This is a genomic window from Chryseobacterium sp. MYb264 (assembly GCF_035974275.1).
Taxonomy (GTDB): domain Bacteria; phylum Bacteroidota; class Bacteroidia; order Flavobacteriales; family Weeksellaceae; genus Chryseobacterium.
This window is the reverse complement of the sequence record NZ_CP142422.1, coordinates 1632192-1654130: the sequence shown is the minus strand read 5'-3', so window position 1 is coordinate 1654130 and position 21939 is coordinate 1632192. Positions and strand designations below refer to the sequence as shown.

20 protein-coding genes are annotated in these 21939 nt (G+C 31.6%); 5 read left to right on the top strand and 15 right to left on the bottom strand.

Translation table 11 applies throughout. The features are described from left to right. Positions 1–20 precede the first annotated feature (20 nt). Complete coding sequence (locus VUJ46_RS07115) at positions 21–1586, bottom strand: FAD-binding protein (RefSeq protein WP_326984295.1); 1566 nt, start codon at positions 1584–1586, stop codon at positions 21–23. A gap of 55 nt (positions 1587–1641) precedes the next feature. Beyond that, positions 1642–3258 carry a hypothetical protein gene (locus VUJ46_RS07110; protein WP_326984294.1) on the bottom strand — a complete coding sequence of 539 codons (1617 nt, stop codon included), beginning with the start codon at positions 3256–3258 and terminating at the stop codon, positions 1642–1644. 391 nt (positions 3259–3649) lie between these two features. Between VUJ46_RS07110 and VUJ46_RS07105 the strand changes: the two genes are divergently transcribed. Both VUJ46_RS07105 and VUJ46_RS07100 read left to right on the top strand, forming a co-directional pair. Further along, positions 3650–3949: a transposase gene (locus VUJ46_RS07105; protein ID WP_326984293.1), complete on the top strand. Its 300-nt coding sequence runs from the start codon at positions 3650–3652 to the stop codon at positions 3947–3949. Positions 3950–4071: 122 nt separating this feature from the next. After that, entirely contained in the window at positions 4072–4647 is a 576-nt protein-coding gene (locus tag VUJ46_RS07100; protein ID WP_326984292.1) for an IS3 family transposase, read from the top strand. A gap of 124 nt (positions 4648–4771) precedes the next feature. Here VUJ46_RS07100 and VUJ46_RS07095 read toward each other — a convergent pair whose 3' ends face one another. The 4 genes from VUJ46_RS07095 to VUJ46_RS07080 are packed head-to-tail and all read right to left on the bottom strand — an operon-like array spanning position 4772 to position 9508. Beyond that, positions 4772–5128, bottom strand: coding sequence for a DUF4280 domain-containing protein (locus tag VUJ46_RS07095; protein WP_326984291.1), 357 nt, complete (start codon positions 5126–5128; stop codon positions 4772–4774). 5 nt (positions 5129–5133) lie between these two features. Next, positions 5134–5523 carry a hypothetical protein gene (locus VUJ46_RS07090; RefSeq protein ID WP_326984290.1) on the bottom strand — a complete coding sequence of 130 codons (390 nt, stop codon included), beginning with the start codon at positions 5521–5523 and terminating at the stop codon, positions 5134–5136. 5 nt (positions 5524–5528) lie between these two features. Then, positions 5529–6170 (bottom strand): hypothetical protein, encoded by a 642-nt coding sequence (locus VUJ46_RS07085; RefSeq protein WP_326984289.1) that lies wholly within the window; start codon positions 6168–6170, stop codon positions 5529–5531. An 8-nt stretch (positions 6171–6178) separates the two neighbouring features. Continuing rightward, the gene (locus tag VUJ46_RS07080; protein ID WP_326984288.1) at positions 6179–9508 is read right to left on the bottom strand and encodes a type VI secretion system Vgr family protein; all 3330 of its coding nucleotides are present in this window, start codon (positions 9506–9508) and stop codon (positions 6179–6181) included. Between the two features lie 625 nt (positions 9509–10133). Here VUJ46_RS07080 and VUJ46_RS07075 point away from each other — a divergent pair. After that, positions 10134–10511, top strand: coding sequence for a hypothetical protein (locus tag VUJ46_RS07075; protein ID WP_326984287.1), 378 nt, complete (start codon positions 10134–10136; stop codon positions 10509–10511). Between the two features lie 85 nt (positions 10512–10596). On the opposite strand, the gene VUJ46_RS07070 is transcribed toward VUJ46_RS07075, so the two are convergent. From VUJ46_RS07070 to VUJ46_RS07035, 8 genes are all read right to left on the bottom strand, one after another. Then, a complete protein-coding gene (locus tag VUJ46_RS07070) occupies positions 10597–10863 on the bottom strand; it encodes a hypothetical protein (protein ID WP_326984286.1) in 267 nt (88 codons plus the stop codon). A gap of 5 nt (positions 10864–10868) precedes the next feature. Further along, a complete protein-coding gene (locus VUJ46_RS07065; RefSeq protein WP_326984285.1) occupies positions 10869–12647 on the bottom strand; it encodes an ADP-ribosyltransferase domain-containing protein in 1779 nt (592 codons plus the stop codon). Further along, positions 12644–12940 carry a hypothetical protein gene (locus VUJ46_RS07060; protein WP_326984284.1) on the bottom strand — a complete coding sequence of 99 codons (297 nt, stop codon included), beginning with the start codon at positions 12938–12940 and terminating at the stop codon, positions 12644–12646. The genes VUJ46_RS07065 and VUJ46_RS07060 overlap by 4 nt, the downstream gene beginning before the upstream one ends. A 284-nt stretch (positions 12941–13224) precedes the next feature. After that, on the bottom strand, positions 13225–13671 hold the full coding sequence (locus tag VUJ46_RS07055) for a hypothetical protein (RefSeq protein ID WP_326984283.1): 447 nt from the start codon (positions 13669–13671) through the stop codon (positions 13225–13227). 7 nt (positions 13672–13678) lie between these two features. Then, on the bottom strand, positions 13679–14041 hold the full coding sequence (locus tag VUJ46_RS07050) for a hypothetical protein (protein ID WP_326984282.1): 363 nt from the start codon (positions 14039–14041) through the stop codon (positions 13679–13681). A gap of 10 nt (positions 14042–14051) precedes the next feature. Continuing rightward, entirely contained in the window at positions 14052–14495 is a 444-nt protein-coding gene (locus VUJ46_RS07045; protein ID WP_326984281.1) for a hypothetical protein, read from the bottom strand. A 1437-nt stretch (positions 14496–15932) separates the two neighbouring features. Continuing rightward, on the bottom strand, positions 15933–17333 hold the full coding sequence (locus tag VUJ46_RS07040) for a serine hydrolase (protein WP_326984280.1): 1401 nt from the start codon (positions 17331–17333) through the stop codon (positions 15933–15935). A gap of 99 nt (positions 17334–17432) precedes the next feature. Next, positions 17433–18569, bottom strand: a complete 1137-nt coding sequence (locus VUJ46_RS07035; protein ID WP_326984279.1) for a helix-turn-helix domain-containing protein — start codon at positions 18567–18569, stop codon at positions 17433–17435. Between the two features lie 718 nt (positions 18570–19287). Between VUJ46_RS07035 and VUJ46_RS07030 the strand changes: the two genes are divergently transcribed. Further along, a complete protein-coding gene (locus tag VUJ46_RS07030) occupies positions 19288–20118 on the top strand; it encodes an IS5 family transposase (protein WP_326985081.1) in 831 nt (276 codons plus the stop codon). Positions 20119–20349: 231 nt separating this feature from the next. Here the strand turns inward: VUJ46_RS07030 and VUJ46_RS07025 are convergent, their stop codons facing one another. Beyond that, positions 20350–20490, bottom strand: a complete 141-nt coding sequence (locus tag VUJ46_RS07025; RefSeq protein ID WP_326984278.1) for a hypothetical protein — start codon at positions 20488–20490, stop codon at positions 20350–20352. Between the two features lie 549 nt (positions 20491–21039). Between VUJ46_RS07025 and VUJ46_RS07020 the strand changes: the two genes are divergently transcribed. Continuing rightward, positions 21040–21918, top strand: coding sequence for a helix-turn-helix domain-containing protein (locus VUJ46_RS07020; protein ID WP_326984277.1), 879 nt, complete (start codon positions 21040–21042; stop codon positions 21916–21918). The last annotated feature ends 21 nt before the right edge of the window (positions 21919–21939 follow it).

Below are 21939 nucleotides of genomic sequence, written 5' to 3'. Positions count from 1 at the left end.
ATTGGATTGTTGAATAGGTATTATTTCTTTGATAAAGGAGATGAGTCAATCATATGATAAGGATCTATTTCCAATTTGTACATTTTTAATTCTTCATAGTTCTTGTAATAATCCTGAACGGGTATTTTGTCATTAAGAAAATTGATAAAGGCACCTTCTAAAAGATTGGTTTTCATTAATTGTTCTCTGAATTTATTCACCCAGTCAACCATGTTGTTTTCTGTATTTTTATCATTAAAATTCTCAGGAAGCCAAGATTGAATCTGTAGTAAAAAATCATTTTCATTAAATGCATAGCTTGTTTTACCGGAACCCGCTTTACCCCCTACAGCATGGAAAGTACAGATAGAATAGGTGTTACGATTACTGTTATTGGTGAAAAAATAGTCTGCTACCTGAGTAATAACAGAGTTTAAATCAGCTGTTTTTTTAACAAAAGCAGATGTAACTTTATGCTTTCGGGGCGTTCTGCAAGAGTAGTTGGATGAGTTATCGGTAATGTTACTGTCTTGTTGATGTGATAATTCGTAATAGAAGGGTGAGCCTAAATAAGAATCAATTCCTTTTGTTTTGGCATTTTCTTTAATTTTTTCATACATTTTTTTTAAAGCATCAAAATTTAAACGCAACTGAGTTGATGCTGTCCTGGTTATTTCATCGTCTGAATTTGATACATATTCTTTATACTCAGACAACTCACCGATACCGTATGGAGAAAATTTAGACATAGAATATTTGCCAAAATTTTTCATAAATTCCATTTCTAAAAATATTCTTTGTGATTCTTTAATTTTAAATTCGGGAACTCTGGCTAAAATCCTGATTTTAATTTTATCTCCAAATTTTACCAATCGTACAATTGATGTGAAAGTTTTATCTGTTTTCTGATGTTCCAGCCATTTTGTAATATCATCAATAAGTTCCTTTTTTTTATCGGATGCATATTCACAAGTCATTTCTACATCATACATATTCGGCAAATTATATGTTTTGTATGTAATTTCTGTAACAATGCCAAAATTTCCACCACCAGAACCGAGAATGATCTCAAATAATTTTCCCTTCCTAACGTTCTCTCCATTGATGATAATCTCTGTCTTTTGTTTGCTTCCTTTAGTGATTATATCTTCAATAAATTTACCTGAAGATTTGCTGTAACGAATAATTTTTATTGACTTCACACTATCAGCAGATAATCCGTTTTGTCTGCATAACAAATGCCATCCGCCACCCAGTGTGTAACCTGCTGTACCAACACCGACACATTCTCCGGTCGAAAAAATGGTATCTGGATTGTTTTTTGATTGTAAATAAATAATTTCAAGATTGGTTAATCCTGCACCTACGGTAATACTTTTTCCCTCTTTATTTTTTGTGTATGTTTTTAATCCCGAAATATCAATAACAGATTTACCATCCTGTACGCAGTACGATTCGTGATTATGGCCACCTCCTCTTATGGTAAAGCCATTATTTATAATTTCTTTGTTATTTATATATGATAATATTTCTTCCGAAGTTGTGCAGAGAAAAATGGATTTTGGCCTGGGGCTGAAAAGATTGTTGTGTATTTGTTGTATATTCATGATTGCGGGTGTAAAAATCTCCTGCCGCTTCAAGTAACAACAGGAGATTTATTTTTTATTTAAAAGTTGCTTCTAATTTTTGTTCGTTTTGTGTTTTTATCAATTCATTTAAAGATTGTATGTTGTTGATATTTAACAGTATGTTCTCTTTTGATTGATCTTTTTTTCTATATGCATTGGCAAAATATGCAGTGTATATATGACTGACATTTAGTAGGGTTTGGTATTGCACATCTTTTGTAGAATCTAATGAAAAGTTTGATATTGTGTGACAAGAGAAACAGGTGGTATTTTGATGATATGTTTCCATCGTACTATTTGTCGCATTTGGACTTCCTGCCAATTTTAAATTTTCTGTTTTAAATTGCTGATAAACATCTACATTTCTAGACTCCTTGCTATTAAGCATTGCCAGCCAGATGTTACCGTTATAATATTGCTTGATTTCACTTTTATGAAGTGCTTTTTTATTTAGTTCATTAGCGAGATCAGCATGTCTTTTATATTCAGAATTATTTGGATTATCATATTTTTGTGATATACCCAATGGATATTTACGATAGGCCTTATCAGCTATTTTACCCTTTTTAGTTGAGGTGTCAAACTCAATAGCATCAAGAGAATCTTTGGCGTTAAGCTCACCTTTTTTAAAGAATAAAAAATCGGTTTCTGTTTTAGCAATGGACTGACTATCATTTATATTTGATTTAAATCCATGTCTTTGTTTTGAATTCAAATCCGTTAAATTATTCAGATTATCCGGAGCCAAATCCTGACCTTCAAAAGTTGCCCAGAGCATTTCCGGAAATCCCTCTACTTTGCCAACGATATGTAAACCAATAAGTGCAACGGCAGATATGGTCTGATAGTTTGAAGGATTATTAAGTATGACATTAACATTACGATAATCATTTTTCCTGATGAGAGAATCTATTCTTTTTAAATAAACTCTATTTATTTGTTGTACATTGTTTACAATCAGGTAATTTTTCTGTTTATCTTTGGGAATCGCATTAAGATCTACCCACGCAGCCTTTAGTTCTAATGAATGATTTTTATAAGCCTCTGTTGAATTACTTATATTTTTAATCCCTTTTTTTACTTTCGCAATAGCAGATTCTGTTGCTTTAACGATCTGATTATGCATAATTTTATTCATATGTATCGAATAAAAAACAGTATAATCTTCGGAAATCCCCGCAAAGTTTATATTTGATTTTAAGACAGGATGGTCACTACCTGCCTGATGAAATGAAAATAATTTTAAAGGTGAGTTATTCTCAGGATGTACAGGCTCTCCGTATTCGGTAATCTGAAAAATATTTTTTGAATCATCCAGGAACAAAGGTAAACCATTCCGGTTTTTTTCATTTGCTGAATTTTTAATGTTCTGTGTTAAATGCAAATACTTTTGCCAGGACCAGGTATGAAATGCCCTCGCAGAATCTTCTTTGGTTACAACTAAGGTATCATTTTTCCATAGATTATCGTCATCTGTATCTGGAATGAATGATTTGTTGTAGTTTGAAAAATACTTTTTCTCAAAATGTTCCAGAGACTCCTTATCATTTTTATCCATTTCTATAGAATCTATAGATTTTTTACAACAGATAAGACTGAAAATAGTACCTGTTGTAATGCTCAAAAGCATCCAATTTTTGAATTTTTTCATGTTTGTTATTAGTTTTTTGATGATTTTTATTAAAGTATAAAAGATATTGTAACAGGTATCAGTTTGCCATACTGTAATTTTCTACGTTGTCTGATAAAGACATGCGTAAATAATGATTCCGGTTGAGTGGAAAAATCTAATGTGATATTCATGGTGTATAATTATTTGATAAAAATAATCATACTGAGTCATTTTAATATACGTATTTATACTTAATTTGTGGTAGGCGAATTTTATCCAGTATCAGGGATTAAATTTTTTTTGTTCATAATTTTAGTATGATTAATGATTATAGATTAATAAAATGAAGTCAGCTTATTTATAAGTCCTTGTATGGATATACTAATTTAGTATCCAGTTAAAGTTAAGCATAAAACCTTAATTTTAACTTATGAAACGAGAGCGAAAAATCTACGATTCTGCTTTTAAAACCAAAGCTGTTCAACTGAGCAAAGAACGAACTAATATATCAGAACTCTCAAGGGAGCTGGGAATTGCAGTCACGCTGCTTTACAAATGGCGTAAAGAGTATGAAGAATTTGGAGAAGGCAGTTTTCCAGGGAATGGAAATTTAAAACTAACCCCTGAACAAGAAAAAATTCATGAGCTGGAAAAAAAGCTGAAAGATGCAGAATTAGAACGCGATATATTAAAAAAAGCAATCGGCATGTTCTCCAAGAGCGGTCGATGAAGTATAAATTCATAAAAAATAATGAATCTATTTTCCCGATTGAAAAGATGTGCCAAGTTTTAAAACTGAGCTCCAGCAGTTATTACAAATGGAAAAACAGACCCTGTAGGAAAAGATTGCTTTTGAAAGAAAAAATAAAACAGCAAATCACTTCAATTTATTTTTCAGCAAAACAACGTTACGGAAGTCCAAGGATTACTTTTGAATTGAATTCTTTAGGCTGTAAAATTTCCAAGGTAACCGTTGCAAAGTATATGAAAGAACTTGGTTTGAGAAGTAAATTAAGCAAAAAATTTAAAGTAACTACAAACTCTAAACACAATTATTTGGTGGTAGAAAATGTATTGGACAGGAATTTTATTGCCGAAAAACCTCGCAAGTTTGGGTTTCTGACATCACTTAGAGGAGTTCAATATGCAAGCAGGAAATTTGCAAATACCTTGGAATTTTATGGCATTACAAGAAGCATGAGTCGCAGAGGAAATTGTTGGGATAATGCTGTAGCGGAGAGCTTTTTCAAATCATTGAAAACAGAACTGATTTATGGAAACAAGCTTATTTCAAAAGAAAAAATGGAGCTGGAAATATTTGAATACATTGAAATTTGGTACAATAAAAAAAGACGTCACAGTACCCTAAACTACAAAACTATTGAAGAGTTTAATAATCAAAACAAAATTTATCAAAATGTAGCTTAACTTATACTAAAAATAAAATTAACCTCATATTTGTTTATGAGGTTTTTGTCAATAATGAAAATGATTGGTTTTACGATTTTGATATTATGGTAGAACTAATCATTTTATTAATATGTTGAATAAGCTAATTTTTTATCTCATGTTTTTCGCTATGTCCTTTATTATCTACAGAAATTTCCCCGCCAGTTCCACACATACAAAATGAATCTTCTGTAAGAATCTTGTAATTGTTGATAGTGTCTTTTTCTGTAGTTTTCTGCCACATAGTCGGCATGGGAGTGCATGGCAAATATCCGCCTGATGAAGGCTTTAACTTGCACTGACCAAATGGTTTTATGTTTGTATTTGCCTGCTTATCCTGCTCTGTTGCAATATATTTTCCTTCAGCCATGGAGAAGTTCTGGCTCGTAACGCTTAAATTACTAGCTGTTGTTCCTTGGCTACAGGATAGTTGGGCGGTATCTGTAATTTTTTGTGGCATGGGAATTATTTTTCCAATTTGAAAATAATATTATTATATATTAATTCTTTTTTGCCAATGAGTAGAGGGGAATATTGAAAATCTTTTATATAGATTTTATTATTTTTGATTTGATATGTTGATGTTGTTTTTATAGGTGTGCTTAGATCAACATAATTTTTTTCTATTTCTTTGGGGTTACAAGAATAATTCGTCATATAAATAATATCTACATTTCCTTTTTTTTCAAACTTAAATGTAGTGTAATGAGAAACTTCACAACTACCATCTGTTCTATCTTTGATATTTGTTTCTAATAAGGCCTGATAGCTTCTTTTATATTGGAGTTGTCCATATAAATCAGAGTAAAATACCAATAATGTTAAGGCTGCCAGAATTTTAACATATAATTTCATTAATATTATTTTTGTGAGTTTTCAGCTGACTTGATAATTTTACCTGTAGCATCATCAATAATAAAACTATAATCAGGCTGTGAATACCATTCATTGCCTACTAATTTACTATTGAGAACGTGAATTTGATAATATTTTTTAATGGTGGCATCAGGGGTGTCATGTCTTAAAGCTACTGCTTGTCTAGTATCATATATATCAACCTTTTTTTCTTTCAAAACAATATCATGTATCTGCTCAAATATGTGCTTGAAGTTTTTATCAAAATCTGTCTCTTTGATAAGTCTACCATCTTTGTCGTATTCTTTTGCCAATAGTAAAGAATTATTAAATTCATTTATTTCTGCATATAAATATGAATTTCCATAATAAGTATAGGAATATTTAAAAGGATTGTGTTTCTTAGTAATTTCTCGTTTATATCTCAATTCTGAATTATTAGGAGAAACTGTTGTAGAATATTCTCTAACTTCTGATTCGTCAATGAGTGTATAATGATATTCATTGACATAGCCTTGCTTCCCTTTATTCTTCTCAAAATTTTGTATATTAAATGTTTTCATTTCTTTTGGATTAAATATCTTGATTCTTTGTCCTTTGCAACTTAATGTACTTATCATTAATATCGCTAATAATATATGTTTCATATCGTTTTTTATACATTGCTTTTTACAATATCCCATTGCCATTTCCAAGTAGATTTTTTTACCTTCTGTCCATAACTCATAATATTATCTGTAGAGTTTGTAGGATTATTATTTCCATTTGCATATACAAATTTTCTGTCTGCTTGTGTTATTGGTGTTCCGTCCATATGAGTGTGGTGCAAACCTAATCCATGTAATCCTTCGTGAGAAATAGTATCACTACCTCTTGCTGCACCTTGTATACCGTTAAATAAAAATACATTTTTTATTTTTATATCCTGAACCTGCCCTGGAACTGCAGCAGCAGAACCTGTGGATGGGTCATAAAAACTATCATAAGTGTTTTCATTAAAGCTAAACATAGTATAGCAACCAGTGTATTGAGGATTTTGGCTGATATATAAGTTTTTTACATAATCAAAAATAGGAGTTTTACCAGAAGCTCCTTTTTCATCCTCATAAATATTACCGTCCGTATGTCTTAAACTGCCTGAAGTATTTTTGAAAATATAATCCCCATATGTCTTATTACCATGTGCGTCGGTTATAATCTGGAATTTTGGGTCTCCACTCAAATCTAATATTGGACCAGTTTCCAGTTCACTAGTAATGAGACATTGGTACAATCCTTCTTGTTCAGATGGAGAAAATGTCCCCGTCTTATCATTACCAGCCACATTATTAATGTTAGTTTTTACTGAAACCAAAACAAATTTTTGATTCTTCCTTGCAGTGGCATCATTTTTCAAAATTATGATTTTTCCTACCAATTTTCTTAGAGTAAGTTGTTCGGCAGGTGTTTTTACACTACTATCTTTGGGATAAGCATAGATTTTTATTTCCTTATCAGTAGACAAGTCTTTCAGGCAAGTTATTTTTATTGTGGAATCTGCCGAGTTAACTAATCCTGCTGTTTTAGTTTTATCTTGTAGAGTTACTTTGTCGACGGTTATAAATGTATCTGTAGATGTATTAATTGAAGTCAAATCAAATTCTAATTTATCTATATCTTCTTCTATTTCCACCAAAACTTTTAACTCTGCTTCATATTTAGGTTTATTAGTTATTGTCGCAGGCATTGCATCAACAAAATCTTTTGAAAATAAGGTAAGATAGGGCACAATATATTCAATTGATGCTGTTGTTGCAGGAGCAGGCGCTCCAGCTGGTAGTGGTTTTCTCGAAATCGGAATAATTGAATATTTGGTTTTTAGCTGCGCATAGGCTGTACCTGTTGCTCCTCCTGTTAAATCTGTTACACCGTCTTTATAGCCCCCTTCAATAATATCTGCATAAGCCGGGTCGTTAGCAGGAGCTAGTCCATTATCTTTTTCTCTTATCCAATCAAACCCAAATTCTCCATTCCAAGCAATATCAGGTCTGAAGTATACCATTGCAATTGCAATTTGTTCAGGAGGGACTGTTGTTGCTTGTTTAGCAGTATTCCCAAGTTGGTTTCCGCTTTCTCCATACATTTCCGCGGTTCCCTTGCTGTTAATAACCGCTTGTTTATCTGAGTGCACAAGAGTTTTTTCAGTACCATGTAATTTAGCTTCTTTGGCTTCGATATCTAGAGTGTTTTGACTACTGAACAATGCTTTACCACTGAAGAAACTCATGAAACCACTAACAACATTCTTCATATAAGGAGTAAACACAAAGAACTTTGACATTGCATTGATGATTACATTATTGGAAACATTCATTTCCAAATTGTTGTAAGCATTCATTTGTATATCAGTAGCATTCATGATTATTTTATTTGGAGCAGTAACATTAATATTTCCCTGTCCGTCCATAAAATAAACATTTCCGCTCGGGTCCTCAATTGTTACACTTCTTTCTGAATCATTCATTAAAACCTTGATTCCGCTTCTTGTTTGTATAGATTTAAGATGATTATCCACACCACCTCCCAAACCTACACCTCCGTGAAACATTCCACCCATTGCAAAAGGGAAATCTGGATTATGATATTCAAAGCCTACCATTACTTGGTCTCCAATTTCTGGAACAGCCACAAAACCTCTATTCTGATTTATAGCATCTGTTCCACCTGCATCAGGGCTCATCATTCGGATAAAATGTGTAGTATCATTTAATTGCCAGTCAAACTGTACTCGTATTCTACCTTGATTCAATGGGTCAACATTGGAGATAACCGTTGCCACTTGTGCTTCTGCTTTTGGCATTATAAAGGCTGGTTTAGGCATGAAACCCGTTCCTTCAGCTATGGCTTCAAAGCTTCCGGTATAATACCCTCTTGCATCTACTTCGTGGCTCACTTCCGTCATCATTAATGTAGTGAAGTGGGAAGTTTTGTTACTGTCTTTGTTTCTCATGTCTATATCTGCTACACAACCTATAAACAAGAAAGGAACAGTTGTCCTTCCAGAAACAGTAAAAACCTCTACCGCTTTACTTCCTCTTGCACTTTTCTGAGAATCATCCACATCCAGAAACATATTTGGATTGATAGGGCTAGGAGTAAGTGACCGTGTCTTGAAAATACTATCATTTAATTCGTATGCTTTCTGAGATAAATCTCCGATATGTTTAATTACATTATCTGAGCCAAATATTTTAGCATTATTACTGCTATTATATCCGAAGTATTCGGGCTTAGTATGAATAGCTTTTAACTCTACCTGTATATCTGTAACATTGCTTCCGTAAACAAGTTGGATGGGTTTTTCGGGTGAAGGAATTTTTCCAAAATGTAAAATATGCCCATCATAATAAAATTGCTCTCCATAAGCTTCTGCTAGTCTTGCAAGATAATTATAATGTGTTTCGCAATATTGTGAACTGTAATTGATATAACTTTTATTTTGAGTTTCTACTCTGAAATCAAATTTACTCGTTCCTAATACCTCTTTAATAATACTATCTGCGATGATAGCCGTATTTACAGATTTATTTCCTCCAAAGCTCTGAGTATGAGGAGCTGAATCCATTAAAATTGTTGGACTATATCCTTTCAGAACAACATTTCCCAAGCTCATTTGTTCTTGGCTGAATGCAATCTTTGTAATGACTCCTACAAATGTTCTTTCAGGGCTTTCATCTTGATAGTCTTTATACTTGAAAGTTACTGTAATTCGTTTTCCTAAAAACTGTCTGGCTTCTTCGAGGTTATGGTTCTGTACCTCAATCAAAGAATCATGAGCTAAAGTTAGTTCAAAATTATGATGTCTTCTGGCACTTTGCTGTAAACGAAAGTGTTTAAAATGACTGATAGATTTCCCTTCAACCACAATGTCAAGCTTAACCACACGGTTAATACCTGCTATATGGTTCTCTGAAATCTTTTCAGAATTGGAAATATTCTTTCTCATTAATATTGTGCTTTTGTGTTTATATCACCAAATATAGATAAATGAATAATACCACATATACAAATTTTTGAAAAATTCAAAAAATGTAGTAAAACTACGATTGAGGTGGAGGTAGGTTTTATATATTTTGGCGAGTTTTAAGTTAGAATTATGATATGAGATGGAAAACAAATAATATTTATTTAAATAATTCATTTTTATACAAATTAACAAACTTCTCTTTATGGAATTTCCATTTTGAATTTTCATTAAAAATTTGCTCAAATAAATCTTCGCTCATTCATCAACAGTAAAAAATATTTTAGATACTAATTTTGAAATTGACGAGGTTAGTTATGTTCCTGAGATAACAGATAGTAAACTGACTTTTGGTAATAAAGGATTACTGTTTGAAGCCACGGTTCTTTACATTGATTTAAGAGATTCAACTAAAATTCTTAATAAACATAATAAATCAACTATTGCAAAAATTCATAAGGCATATTTATATACTACTGTAAAAATTGCAAAATCTCTAGGTGGAGAAGTAAGGAGTTTTAATGGAGATAGTGTATTAGCCTTTTTTCAAGGAACAACCAAAGTTTCATTAAGTGCAGCTGTAAAAGCAGCTATGCAAATAAGATACATGATAGCACATTCAGAATCGGGGATTAATAATTTACTGACAAAATATTCCGCTGTTGATTTTGGAATTGGACTTGATGATGGGAAAATATTATGTGTAAAAGTTGGCGTTGGTGGAGACAATAATACTAAAGATTTAATTTGGATAGGAAATGCTGTAAATAAATCTGTTGTGATTAGTGATGAATGTAAAGCTGATTATTACATTGGAATCTCAAGCTATGTTTATAGTAACTTGCTTGATAGTGTCAAATATGGTACTAAAAAAAATTCTTGGGGTCAGGAAGAAAAAGTAGATATGTGGACATCGTATCAAGTTATGTATAATGGAAATTATGAAACTTTTTATAAAACAAGCTGGTATTGGGAGGTTGATTAGATATTATTAAAGAAAAATTGGTCTTACCTTTTTGCTTCTGTGGTAAAACCAATCATTTTTTTATAACTGTCAGATTAAATCATAACTAGCTCAAATCAGATTTTTTATATTTTTCTTTAGCCAGCTCCTTTTGGCGATAGTATTCTGACTTCTCTTCGGGTGTCATTAATTCCAATTTTAATGCCCTGATTTCTTCTGACAATTTCCTATATTCTTCATAAAGATGGATGTTTTCCTTATTGAATTTGTCGTATTCATCTTGCGGTAATTGTTTAAAATATAAAAAATCAAATAATTCTTTATGTCTTAACTGCTTTTCATCAAGTTGTTTTTTCAATTGTTCGATATTCATATAATTTATTTTTCGATTAATACTATTTGATAAATTTTAATTTCTGGATTTGACGACTTTGGGACTTCGTTGATAGATTCAACAAAGAACTTTGTGTTACTTTTAAAGAGAACCTCTCTTTCAGCAGGTATTTTTGAGGTAGCTTCTATATTCTTACCATTTTTCCCCGTAATTTTTATAAACACATTAAAACCTACATCATCAACCATCATTTCTTCTGCCGACATATAATCATAAGTAGAAGATGTAAAGCCTTTTTTCTCTACCGTTTTACCTATTGCATATTCTTTCTTCAGTAATTCAGGAGACATTTTTTCTAACCTGTAAAAAGTAGATGAGCTTGTTTTTGGTAATTTCTTCAAAGCATTATTGAGTAACTCTTTAAATACTTTATACTCTTCTGTTATAGTAATTTCTCCTCTTAAAGCTCTGTTTAAACCAGAATAATATCCTGATGTATAAAGCCTTACTGCCGTTTCTTCTTCCAAAGATAAATATTTTGCCATATACCTTGTGTTGGAAAGTTCAACTAATATTTTCTGAAACGCAGGATTTTCTCCCAAAACCTTTAAATATCTGGAATATCTTAATTTTGAAATTAAAGAAGAAAAATTCCTAAAGGCAATTAATTCAAATTCAGGTAGTAACCCTGCTGTAATATTCTCTAAAATTGTCCATCTGTCATTTTCAATTTGCTTTTCGGTAAAATAATTCGCCACAATTGTAGGTATAAAATAATCTTCCTTATCATCTGATATTCTCAATGGAGTAAAGGCGTCATTTATACCCAATGTTTCAGAACCACTTTCTGAAGGAGCTTGATTCCCATTTTCATAAGAGTGAATGGTAAAACCGACTTCAAATTTCTTCTCTTTTTCCAAAAATCCGCTCCAATACACAAATCTGTTTTCAACAACACCATTTTTCAATGTGTCTTTCATTTCGAGAGAATAAGTTATCGCATTTTGGTAATCAGAATCTTTCCATGCATTAATTCCCACTTTTGTCAATGAAATAATGAAATCTTCAAGATAGTTAGCTTTGAGTTTATTCAAAACTTTTCTTACTACGTTAGGATTGTTATTAAACTGTGTACTCCACCAAACACCATTTTTTACACCTTTTAACAAATTAATAACCGAAAGGTTTTCATTAGTACCAGATGTATCAATAGCTTTTTCAGAAAGAGAAATAAAATCCTTCCAAAGCATTTCATCAGTAAGAACCTCCAAAACAAAATCTGGAATGTTTTCATATAAAGCATCAATAATATCAGGGTTGCTTTTAGCGGTTGCAAAAAAATGTTTATAATATCGGATAATATCATTTTTCATTTGCTCGGCTTGTGAATTACCTTTTATAATTCTCAAAAACTCAATAAAGGTTTCTGCATTTCCTGTATAAAGTTTTATTGCTATATATTCGTCATTCAATTTGAAATCATAGGGAGTTTCAGTTGCATCCGTTTGTGCGTCAGAAAATTTCTTACCCTCTCCATCTTTATAAATAAAGTTAAGATTATAGATTACTTTATAATTGTCAAAATAAATCCCAAAATTATAAGAGTTACTCAGTAAATTTTTTCTGGTATTTAATTTGGCTAAATCAAAAGTCGCCTGAATTTCTGTATCATTCTTTTTATATACAAAGGGTTTGTCATTTTTAATACTACTGAATACAGGAGCATTAAACGAGGAAGAACCTGAATAAATGGTCTTATCTTCCAATAGATACTTTTCTGGCTCAAACAAGAAGTTGTTTATCAGTCCTAATTTTTCTTTCAAATCTTTTGCGAGAAGTTCGTAATTAATTCCACCTGTATAAAAATCTTTGGATAAAGCATCATAATCTTCAGTAGTAGGTTTATAAAAGCACTGTTTTTTCCAAAAGGTGTGCTTAATGCATATTCATTGGAGATTTCATCAAATGTTTTGTTGGTTCTTATTCCTTCAAAAGGGTTTTTACCACTTCCATAAATACCTTTTTCCAGTTCTGCAAATTGTATAATACGGCTTCCTCGAAGTATTCGCTTACTTTCTTCGTCAAAATCGTTAATGTCGTCTAAAATATTTTCCATAAATTATGTTTTAGTTGTTTGCTTTTTTGAAACGTTTCTAAAAACAAATGTAAATGGCAATAGCGAAAGAACTTGACGTGTTTAAAACTTTTTTTCTCCAAATTTTTCTGGTTAGAATGTTTGAATTAGTTTGAGAGGGATTAGAGTATGATTAATTAAGAAATGAATTAGTAGTATGTATTGGTACTATGTAGCAGATTTGTCTATAATCTATTTATGCATCGGTAATTATGGAGATAAAAAAGTAAGCCCCAACCCCATAAGGTCAAGGCTCTGTTTTTTTACTACATTTTCACCAAGTCAAACCAAGTATTGTGACTGTTATCTTTCCACTGAATTTGAGTTGCTGAAACTTTCCTGAACTCAAAACCTTGTGTTGTTGGGGTGATATTGTACTTTACAGTAAAATTGTACTGAGTTTGATTTATGGTTTCGTCAACACTACCTCCATTTGGTGTAGCTTTGATTGTTCCTGTCATGCTTACTTCTGAAGTTCCTGTAATCATAATGAAATCATCTACTGTAAATCTGAATAGCTTGATTGTGGTTGTTCCATTGGTTACGCCCCATATTCCCTGAATCCATGTTGGCGGATGAAAATACTGAGTTGTTATAGGTGTTTGTTGGTTGGTCGGTGTAGTGTTGTCTTCATCATTACTGTTAGAACAGTTTATGGTTGTCAATGTTAGTGATAATGCTATTGTTATAGCTCTGAAAGAAAGTTTTTTCATACTAATGTTATGGTTTTATATTAATGTATCTTGTTCCGTCTCCTGCAATATCCATAATCTCTAATCTGTTTTTGTTATAGGAGAAAAAGTTGAGTTTGTTTTGTCTGTCCCGTATCATGCAATTGATAGACGGAGTAGTAATATCACAATAACTATCAATCTTGAAGACGTAGGGAGTGGGAAACTCAGAATCTATTACACTGATTGTGTTTTTAGTCTTGTTAATTACAATTTTTGTTTTTCGTGTTGCGAGTTCTGTTACATTCATGTTCTTGGTAATCTGAACCATATTGTAACTGAATGTTTTTGTCTGCGCGGATAAACACTGTGTTGTCAGTCCTACTGTTAGACCTAGTAAAATCTTTTTCATATTATGCTCGTTATTCGGTAATTAAAAATGTGTTTCTTTTTTCGCTTGTTTCTGCATAACTGCCAAATACAAACATTTCTTTCTTTTTGACCCTGCCATTACGAATTTTCGCATCGGGTGAACTGAGATAGTTTGAAATTATCAGGTCTTCCATCTGTGCTTTTTCATCCTCGCTCAAATCGTGGGTTATATCTTGGATTCCTGAGACAAAGTTGGCTCGTCTTGTATCCATTCCATAATCTTCCTCAACAAGCAACCGAACGAATATGTATTGTTTTTGAGCTTTGGCGTGGGCTTCTAGTTTTCTGTCAATTTCTTCAAACTGAATCTTTTCATTGGCTTTTATACGTGCCTGTATAGAATCTATATAAGGGTCAGGTTCTCTAGTGGGTTTGGATTTTTCACATGACAGTAATGCTGTGAATAGCAGTGCGGGGAGCAGAATCTTTTTCATAGTGAATTTTTTATTCACCTGCCCTCCTAAAGTGATGTTATTAAATGCAGAAAGCGTGAAGGACTAAACTCAATTTGCAAATAGGGGATCAGTTTCAAAACTTGGGGAGAAATTGTTTAGATGTATTTTTTGTCACGAATGCACGAATATTTTTATTCCCCACAGATCGTGCAGATTTTAACAGATGCTGCTCTATTTGTTGGTTTTTCGCAAAGCTGCAAAGATATTTTTTAATGCTTTATGTTTTTAAGTCGCAAGGATTTTATCTTTGATAAAATGGAGGGATGCATATTATGGCCACGAATGCACGAATTTTTTATTTCCAAAAGATCGCGCAGATTTTTACAGATGTTGCTCTCCTTGTTGGTTTTTCGCAAAGGCGCAAAGATATTTTTTAATGCTTTATGTTTTTAAGACGCAAGGATTTTATCTTTGATAAAATGGAGGGCTGCATATTGTGGCCACAAATGCACGAATTTTATTTCCCGCAGATCACAGGTTTTCCACAGATAAATCGTTGATTTTCTTTGTTTAACCTTTGTGGTCTTTTATAGGGAGAACAGTCTGGTGAGATTTAAAACGGGAGTTGTCAAAAAACTAGGGGTGGCTTTGTGTTCAATATGTAAAGTATAAGGAAAAGAATCTGCATCATTTGCAAAATCTGCGAGAGCAAAAAATTTCACCTTACATAATCTAAACTTTTTTGCCTAGTCCCCAACTTTTGTATTTGATCCAAAAAACTTCAGAATGCAACTCAGAGGAGTCAAAGATAGAAACTTCTTTATATTCAGATTAACCAAACTTTTTGCTTAGCCCCCAACTTTTGCGCCTGATCCCAAACGGTTTACAATTCAGATAGATTTAATTAAGTTCAAATAGCTTTTAAAAAGTGTATTTTGAAAATTCCGATACAAAAACGGGTACAAAAAAAGAGAATTTGTAATTAATTGTTTGTCAATATTTTACAAAATTCTCTTTTAGAATTTAGTGACCTTGACGAGCGTCTATTCAAACTCTTTTGTCGATGATTTAATTCGTTTGAGCCAAATCAAAAAGGATTTAGCAATTCCTAATTTAGAATTTAGTTTTTTATAGTTGTGATTTTTTGCAAGATGATTTTAAATATTTGAAACAATCTAAGTGAGAATAAATTGATTTTATTTTACTTAGATTGGCTCCTTTCTTTTTATAAAGATTTTAGGAAGAATATTTAATTTGCATGTAGTTAATATAAAGATGAAACTTCGTACATTAAAGCATATTGTTTCATTCGATTATCTAATATGTTCGAAAAGATGTGTTTAGTAAGAATTTAATAAAACATTTAGTTTGAACGCGAATATGACAATTTATATAGAGATATATTTTAGTTTATTAAAGTATATTGTTTCCTCCCGCTAATAAAGGATTTTTTATTTAAAACTTGATTTGAAAATTTTACTTACCTATTTCTTTTACTATTTTGTCAATCATTTTTTCCGCATTACCTTGGGTTCCTCCTAATTCAATTGCTTTTTTATAACAATCTATGGCCAAATCATATTGCTTATTGGTATAATACGCTTCACCCAAACTATCTATAACATTGGGGTTTTTTGGAAATTCTTTTACAACCAATTTAAAGATTTCAATGGACTCGTTTATTTTGCCAGCTCTTAGCAATTCATAACCTAATGAATTTAGTTCGCTTGGATTATCAAAACTATATTCTTTTCCAGAAGTTTTTTTGAGTAAATGGTACGTTTCAATCGCTTTATTTAGATCAGTAAAAGCTTCTTTTCTTAAGACTTGAGAAACCGATTTTTTGGGAATTTCATAAGCTTTTCCAAGCATGATGTCACGGATTGTATGCCCTAAACTATACACTTTATTGAGGTTATTGGATGCCAGGATTACAATGATGTCATTTTTCATATCATTTAATAGAATGGTTTCGAATTTATACGAAATGCCGTTGTGGCGTTGTAATTCATCCTCTTCGTAATATCGGCCAAGCGATCCGCCTTCTTCTTTTGCGTATGGATTATTCAATAATGTTTCAAAGGATTTTCTGGAAATTAAAAGATTGTGATTCATCGCTTCAATCCATTTGTACATATCATTAATATCTAACCAAAGCCAACCGCTGATAAATTCTAATTCTGGACATCTTACATTGTTCATATCATAACAAGATGTTCGATTTTTGTAATCCGATTTTGCGTCAAAAACAGAATTGGTCATTTTCAAAGGTTTGATTATATTCTTAGTAACAAAATCCTGAAAAGTCATTCCTGTTATCTTTTCAATAATTCTTCTTTGCAAAAACACATTGCCATTATCGTATCGGTATCCTTTTCCGGGCTCAAACAACAAAGTGTCTGTTTTTTTCAAAATCTTCCAGGCCTCATCATCATTTTTCGGAACTATTAATCCATTCTCTAGTCTGGGAATTCCGCTGACGTAATTAATCAAATGTCTTGTCGTTACCTTTTCTGACCATTTTGGCAGGTCCAAATTGTATTTAGAAATGGGATCATCAAGATTTAGCTGGCCACGCTCCACCAACATCATAATGGCAACTGCATTAAACTGTTTTGCAATAGACCCAAAATTTAAAATTGAATTCTTCGTTAACGGTATTTTTTTCGTTTCGTCGGTAAAACCCAATGATTTTTGATAGATGATTTTTCCTTTTTTAGCGACCAAAACATTTCCGTTGAACAAACCTCTTTCGTAGGATTTGGTCATTAGTTCATTAATTCGATTGATTTCTGTTTTTTGTTCAATCGGCTTTTGAGCTGAAAGAAAATTGATGAATAAAATACTTAATGATAGTAAGAAAATTAATTTTCTCATTGTAATTAGATTTTTTAAAATTTTAGCAAATATGCTTTTAAAACCTATACTACGCGACCGATTAAAAATAGTCGAACGCATTTGTAAGAAAAAAACGAACTATTTTGCGTTTTTTCTGAAATCTGTAGGCGTTGTTCCTGTATACTTTTTAAATGAGGTACTGAATGAAGATTTGGAATTGAAACCCACTTCATAAAGAATTTCTAAAATAGTGAGTTCTTTTTTGGATGGATCTTTCAAAATTTCTTTGGCTTTTTCGATTCTATATTCATTAATGAAATCAAAAAAATGTTTGTTCATATACAAATTAATCAAAGCGGATAATTCTTTCACGGGCATTGCTACTTGCTCTGCCAAATTCTGAATCGTTAAGGAAGAATCTAGATAAGGTTCATTTTTAATCATAAATTCTTTTAAAGAATCAATTTGCGTATTCTTTTCTTCATCGATTTCCGGAGCGGACTTTTCTTCGGAAACGACTTCTTTAATCGGTTTCAATTCAGAATTCACACCTCGGAAAAACTCGGGATTATTTAACGCAACAAAAAGATACCAACACGTACAAAACAAAAATGCTAATCCATCAATAGTTACAATCCACGCTCGAATCTCACCAATACCAAAAATATACGTAACCAACCATCTTATCAGGACAATAAAATGCAAAACGTAATAGAGAATTGTTATTTTGTAAAGGGCATTGAGTGCTGAAATATTGGAGTTTGTGTAATTCTCGAGATATACTTTTTTAGCCTTTCTAATTGCCAAAAATGAGGCAATAAAATAGGCTTGAAATAACGCTTCAAAAAGAAAGAGGAAAAATTGCAATAGCGGCATATCGTTCATACCGTTGATGAATTTTATTTTCGCAGGTCTATCACTAAAATAAATTCCCCACATCATAAACGCATTGAACGCCAAAAACGAAATAAGATGTATTAAATGTTTCGGTTTTAACCTAAAATTGGTATAGCAAACAGACAATACATAAAGATAAAATGATGCTGAAACCACATAGTTAGTACTCCAGCGAAAAGCCTCGAGATTAATATAATTAACAGGAAATCCGTGTTGTAAAAACTTGATAGCGTCGAGTGCATTTGTAAAAAGAAAGAACGCTAACAGACCGTTTGAAAGTTTGTTCTTAGTTTTTACAGTTAATAAAAACAATGTAAGTACAAGTACAAGAAAAATTCCTATAAAAGCGGCTATTTCTTTAAAAGTGAAGTTTTCCATTCTTATAAAACAATTCCTGCAAACTACTTATCCTATCGTTAGATCTTGAGGATACACAAAGATATTAATTTATGTGTAATAGCCACTACTTGATCTGACAGTTTGGATGTACGGTTACTAAAAACTGTCAGCTATTCTTTAATGGAATAATCTCTGTTTTCTGTATTACCAAATGTAAGTGTTTTTTGTTCTTGTTTTAAGGTTTCCAATAGTTTTTATTAGAATTTATGTTACTCAACAATTAAATTAATGTAATCATAATCATCCTTACAAATTCTAATAAGTCTATTTTAACTTTTGATACATTTAATAACATTAAGATCTTAAGAAATTTTCTGGTTTAAACTGATATTATAAATAAAAAAATAGCGCCAGCTGTCTTCAGTTGGCACCATTTGGCTGTTTGTGAACTTGACGAGCGTCTATTCAAACTCTTTTGTCGATGATTTAATTCGTTTGAGCCAAATTAGAAAGGATTTAACAATTCCTAATTTAGAGTTTAGTTTTCTATAGTTGTGTTTTTTTTGCAATATGATTTTAAATATTTGAAACGTTCGAAATTGGAATCGTATGACTTCATTTTACTTCGATTGGTTTCTCTCTTTTCATAAAGATTTTAAGAAGAATATTTAATTCGTGAAGTCATTTAAACTTTTAATATAAAAAACGGCTTGTTTATTTTTGTGTTGCGAAACATAAAAAACAAATCAAGCCGATGATGTACCAAGTACTAGACAAAGATATAATAGAAAATGAAATAGTACCTAATCTTCCTAAGCCAAAACGAGGATTTTTTCCCAAAGCCCCTCTTGCTGAAATAGTAAATTGCATATTATACAAACTGAAAACAGGGGTTCAATGGGCTTATTTACCTGTAAAAAGTCTTTTTGCAGAGAATGTTTTGACCTATCAAAGTGTTTTCTATCATTTTCGTAAATGGTGTGTAAAAAATATTTGGCAAGATTGCTGGATAAAGCTATTATCAAAAAATAAATCGAAATTAGATTTATCCAGTGCAGATTTAGACGGGAGTCATACATCAGCATTACGGGGAGGAGAAGAGGTCGCTTATCAAGGGCGTAAAAAGAGAAAGACCACTACTTCGCTTTATTTTACAGATAGACAGGGACTTCCTTTAGCAATGTCAGACCCTATTGCAGGAAATCATAATGATCTGTATCATATTGAAATCTATTTTGATCAGATCACTCAAACATTAGAAAAGGCAGATATTGCTGTAAAGGGATTATTTATGAATGCTGATGCAGGGTTTGATGCTCAAAACTTCAGAAAGCATTGTGAAAATAAAGATATCATAGCAAATATTGCTTTCAATAAGCGTAATGGCTCAGATACAGACGAGATTTATTTTGATGAGCTTTTATACCATCAAAGATATACTATAGAAAGAACAAATGCTTGGTTAGACAGCTTTAGATCATTGCTCAATAGGTTTGATACTACTGTATCTAGTTGGAAATCTTTTAATTATCTAGCATTTATGGTCATTGCACTAAGAAAGTTTTATAACACAAAAAAGTTTAAATGACTTCCGTATATATGGTGGATGTCAAAACGAATTTGATATTCGGTTTCCATTGATATCCAAAAACATTATTCATTAGGAAATATATCGTATAACAATACATTGGAACAGTGTATAGGTCGGTGAAATGGTCGTTAATTACGGGAATGTATATTCCACACCTTCTTAAGAAGACAATGATGAGCCAAACCAATAATCCTAAATAATACCAGACCGAAATCTTCTGTAGAAAAATCATATATGAAAAGCAGCCATAATAATACCTATGACAATTTGGAGTACTTTTAAAAGAAGCTTTCCTTCTTTCTCATCATCTTTTTTGGTTTCGATATTAACATTTTTTATTTCCTCTTCCAACAATTTCTGATTACTCATAAAAGTTAATTTTCGACAAATATAGTAAACCTTGAATGGACAAATAATGAGCTATATTTTTTAATGAATTACCATATCAAGAATTTTAGAATAAGTTTTTTACAGCTTTAAACAAATATTAATCTGGATTATTCTGGAATCAAAAACAAAAAAATGGCTCAATTTGGATTAAATTGGAGCCATTTGGGCGTTTGTGAACTTGACAGGGCTCTATCCAAACCATTTATTAGCAGATATCGATAATATTTTGAAGGTATTATCTGGTATTTAAGTTATAAAAATTAAATCAGAAAATTATCTATCTATGATAATTTTCTGATAAATAAAAATATATCAAAATATCTTCTTCTCATAAAAAGCCTATTGAAATTAAATTGGTACCTTAAAATATATTATTGCCAAAATTTAATGCGATGATTTTAGGTTCTTTTTAAGTCAATATTGAAACTACCGAAATCTTGCATTTAAAACATAATATTATAAATTAACAGCTCTAATGTATATTCAAATTGACATTGTAGTATTATTTGAATTTTATAAATTTGTAATATGGAAAGTAAAGAAACAATATCACAAACTAAACTTAAAAGTGACTCTTTGAGAAATAAAGACTTTACGGCCTATCAAATTGATAGTAATCTTAATACTACTAAAGCGTATAGTAGAAAAGATTTCTATAAAATTAGTCTCATTACTGGTGAAATCGCTCTAGATTTTGCAGATAGGGGTATTAAAACTGGAACAACCGGGAGCACGTTATTTTTTGCAACGTCGCACATACCTTATTCTTGTAATATTGTTTCAGAGGAATACTCAGGATATGCATGCTTATTTACTGAGGAATTTTTAAAAACAAACAACAATTCTGAAAGCCTTCAACATTCCCCATTGTTCAAATTTGGAGGGACGCCACTGTTTCATTTATCTGACAATCAGGTATCATTTGCTGCAAATGTTTTCAAAAAGATGATTGATGAGTATAATACCGACTATGTATTTAAAAATGATTTGATAAGAACATATATCAATTTATTGATTCATGAAGCATTAAAATTGCAACCATCTGATAATTTTGTAAAACATAAAAATGCTTCTGCAAGGGTAACATCACTGTTTCTGGATCTTCTTGAAAAACAATTCCCAATCGATGATCTAGTAATGTCATTGAAGCTTAAAACTGCAACTGACTACGCGAGTACAATAGGTGTACATGTCAATCACCTCAACCACGCAGTAAAAGCGGTTACAGGAAAAACCACCACAGCTCATATTTCTGAAAGAATTATTACAGAAGCGAAAGCTTTATTAAAACATAGCAATTGGAGTATTACTGAAATAGCTTACGCATTAGGATTTGAGTATATTACCTATTTCAATAATTTTTTCAAACGTTTCACAGGTCTTACTCCAAGCTCTTACCGAGCATAACTTACTTTTTCTCTTTTTTTA

What these genes read in the sequence shown, in the direction of transcription:
- VUJ46_RS07115 (WP_326984295.1), bottom strand. Translation starts at nt 1,586, where the DNA reads ATGAATATACAACAAATACACAACAATCTTTTCAGCCCCAGGCCAAAA.
- VUJ46_RS07110 (WP_326984294.1), bottom strand. Translation starts at nt 3,258, where the DNA reads ATGAAAAAATTCAAAAATTGGATGCTTTTGAGCATTACAACAGGTACT.
- VUJ46_RS07105 (WP_326984293.1), top strand. Translation starts at nt 3,650, where the DNA reads ATGAAACGAGAGCGAAAAATCTACGATTCTGCTTTTAAAACCAAAGCT.
- VUJ46_RS07095 (WP_326984291.1), bottom strand. Translation starts at nt 5,128, where the DNA reads ATGCCACAAAAAATTACAGATACCGCCCAACTATCCTGTAGCCAAGGA.
- VUJ46_RS07090 (WP_326984290.1), bottom strand. Translation starts at nt 5,523, where the DNA reads ATGAAATTATATGTTAAAATTCTGGCAGCCTTAACATTATTGGTATTT.
- VUJ46_RS07085 (WP_326984289.1), bottom strand. Translation starts at nt 6,170, where the DNA reads ATGAAACATATATTATTAGCGATATTAATGATAAGTACATTAAGTTGC.
- VUJ46_RS07080 (WP_326984288.1), bottom strand. Translation starts at nt 9,508, where the DNA reads ATGAGAAAGAATATTTCCAATTCTGAAAAGATTTCAGAGAACCATATA.
- VUJ46_RS07075 (WP_326984287.1), top strand. Translation starts at nt 10,134, where the DNA reads ATGATAGCACATTCAGAATCGGGGATTAATAATTTACTGACAAAATAT.
- VUJ46_RS07070 (WP_326984286.1), bottom strand. Translation starts at nt 10,863, where the DNA reads ATGAATATCGAACAATTGAAAAAACAACTTGATGAAAAGCAGTTAAGA.
- VUJ46_RS07060 (WP_326984284.1), bottom strand. Translation starts at nt 12,940, where the DNA reads ATGGAAAATATTTTAGACGACATTAACGATTTTGACGAAGAAAGTAAG.
- VUJ46_RS07055 (WP_326984283.1), bottom strand. Translation starts at nt 13,671, where the DNA reads ATGAAAAAACTTTCTTTCAGAGCTATAACAATAGCATTATCACTAACA.
- VUJ46_RS07050 (WP_326984282.1), bottom strand. Translation starts at nt 14,041, where the DNA reads ATGAAAAAGATTTTACTAGGTCTAACAGTAGGACTGACAACACAGTGT.
- VUJ46_RS07045 (WP_326984281.1), bottom strand. Translation starts at nt 14,495, where the DNA reads ATGAAAAAGATTCTGCTCCCCGCACTGCTATTCACAGCATTACTGTCA.
- VUJ46_RS07040 (WP_326984280.1), bottom strand. Translation starts at nt 17,333, where the DNA reads ATGAGAAAATTAATTTTCTTACTATCATTAAGTATTTTATTCATCAAT.
- VUJ46_RS07035 (WP_326984279.1), bottom strand. Translation starts at nt 18,569, where the DNA reads ATGGAAAACTTCACTTTTAAAGAAATAGCCGCTTTTATAGGAATTTTT.
- VUJ46_RS07030 (WP_326985081.1), top strand. Translation starts at nt 19,288, where the DNA reads ATGTACCAAGTACTAGACAAAGATATAATAGAAAATGAAATAGTACCT.
- VUJ46_RS07025 (WP_326984278.1), bottom strand. Translation starts at nt 20,490, where the DNA reads ATGAGTAATCAGAAATTGTTGGAAGAGGAAATAAAAAATGTTAATATC.
- VUJ46_RS07020 (WP_326984277.1), top strand. Translation starts at nt 21,040, where the DNA reads ATGGAAAGTAAAGAAACAATATCACAAACTAAACTTAAAAGTGACTCT.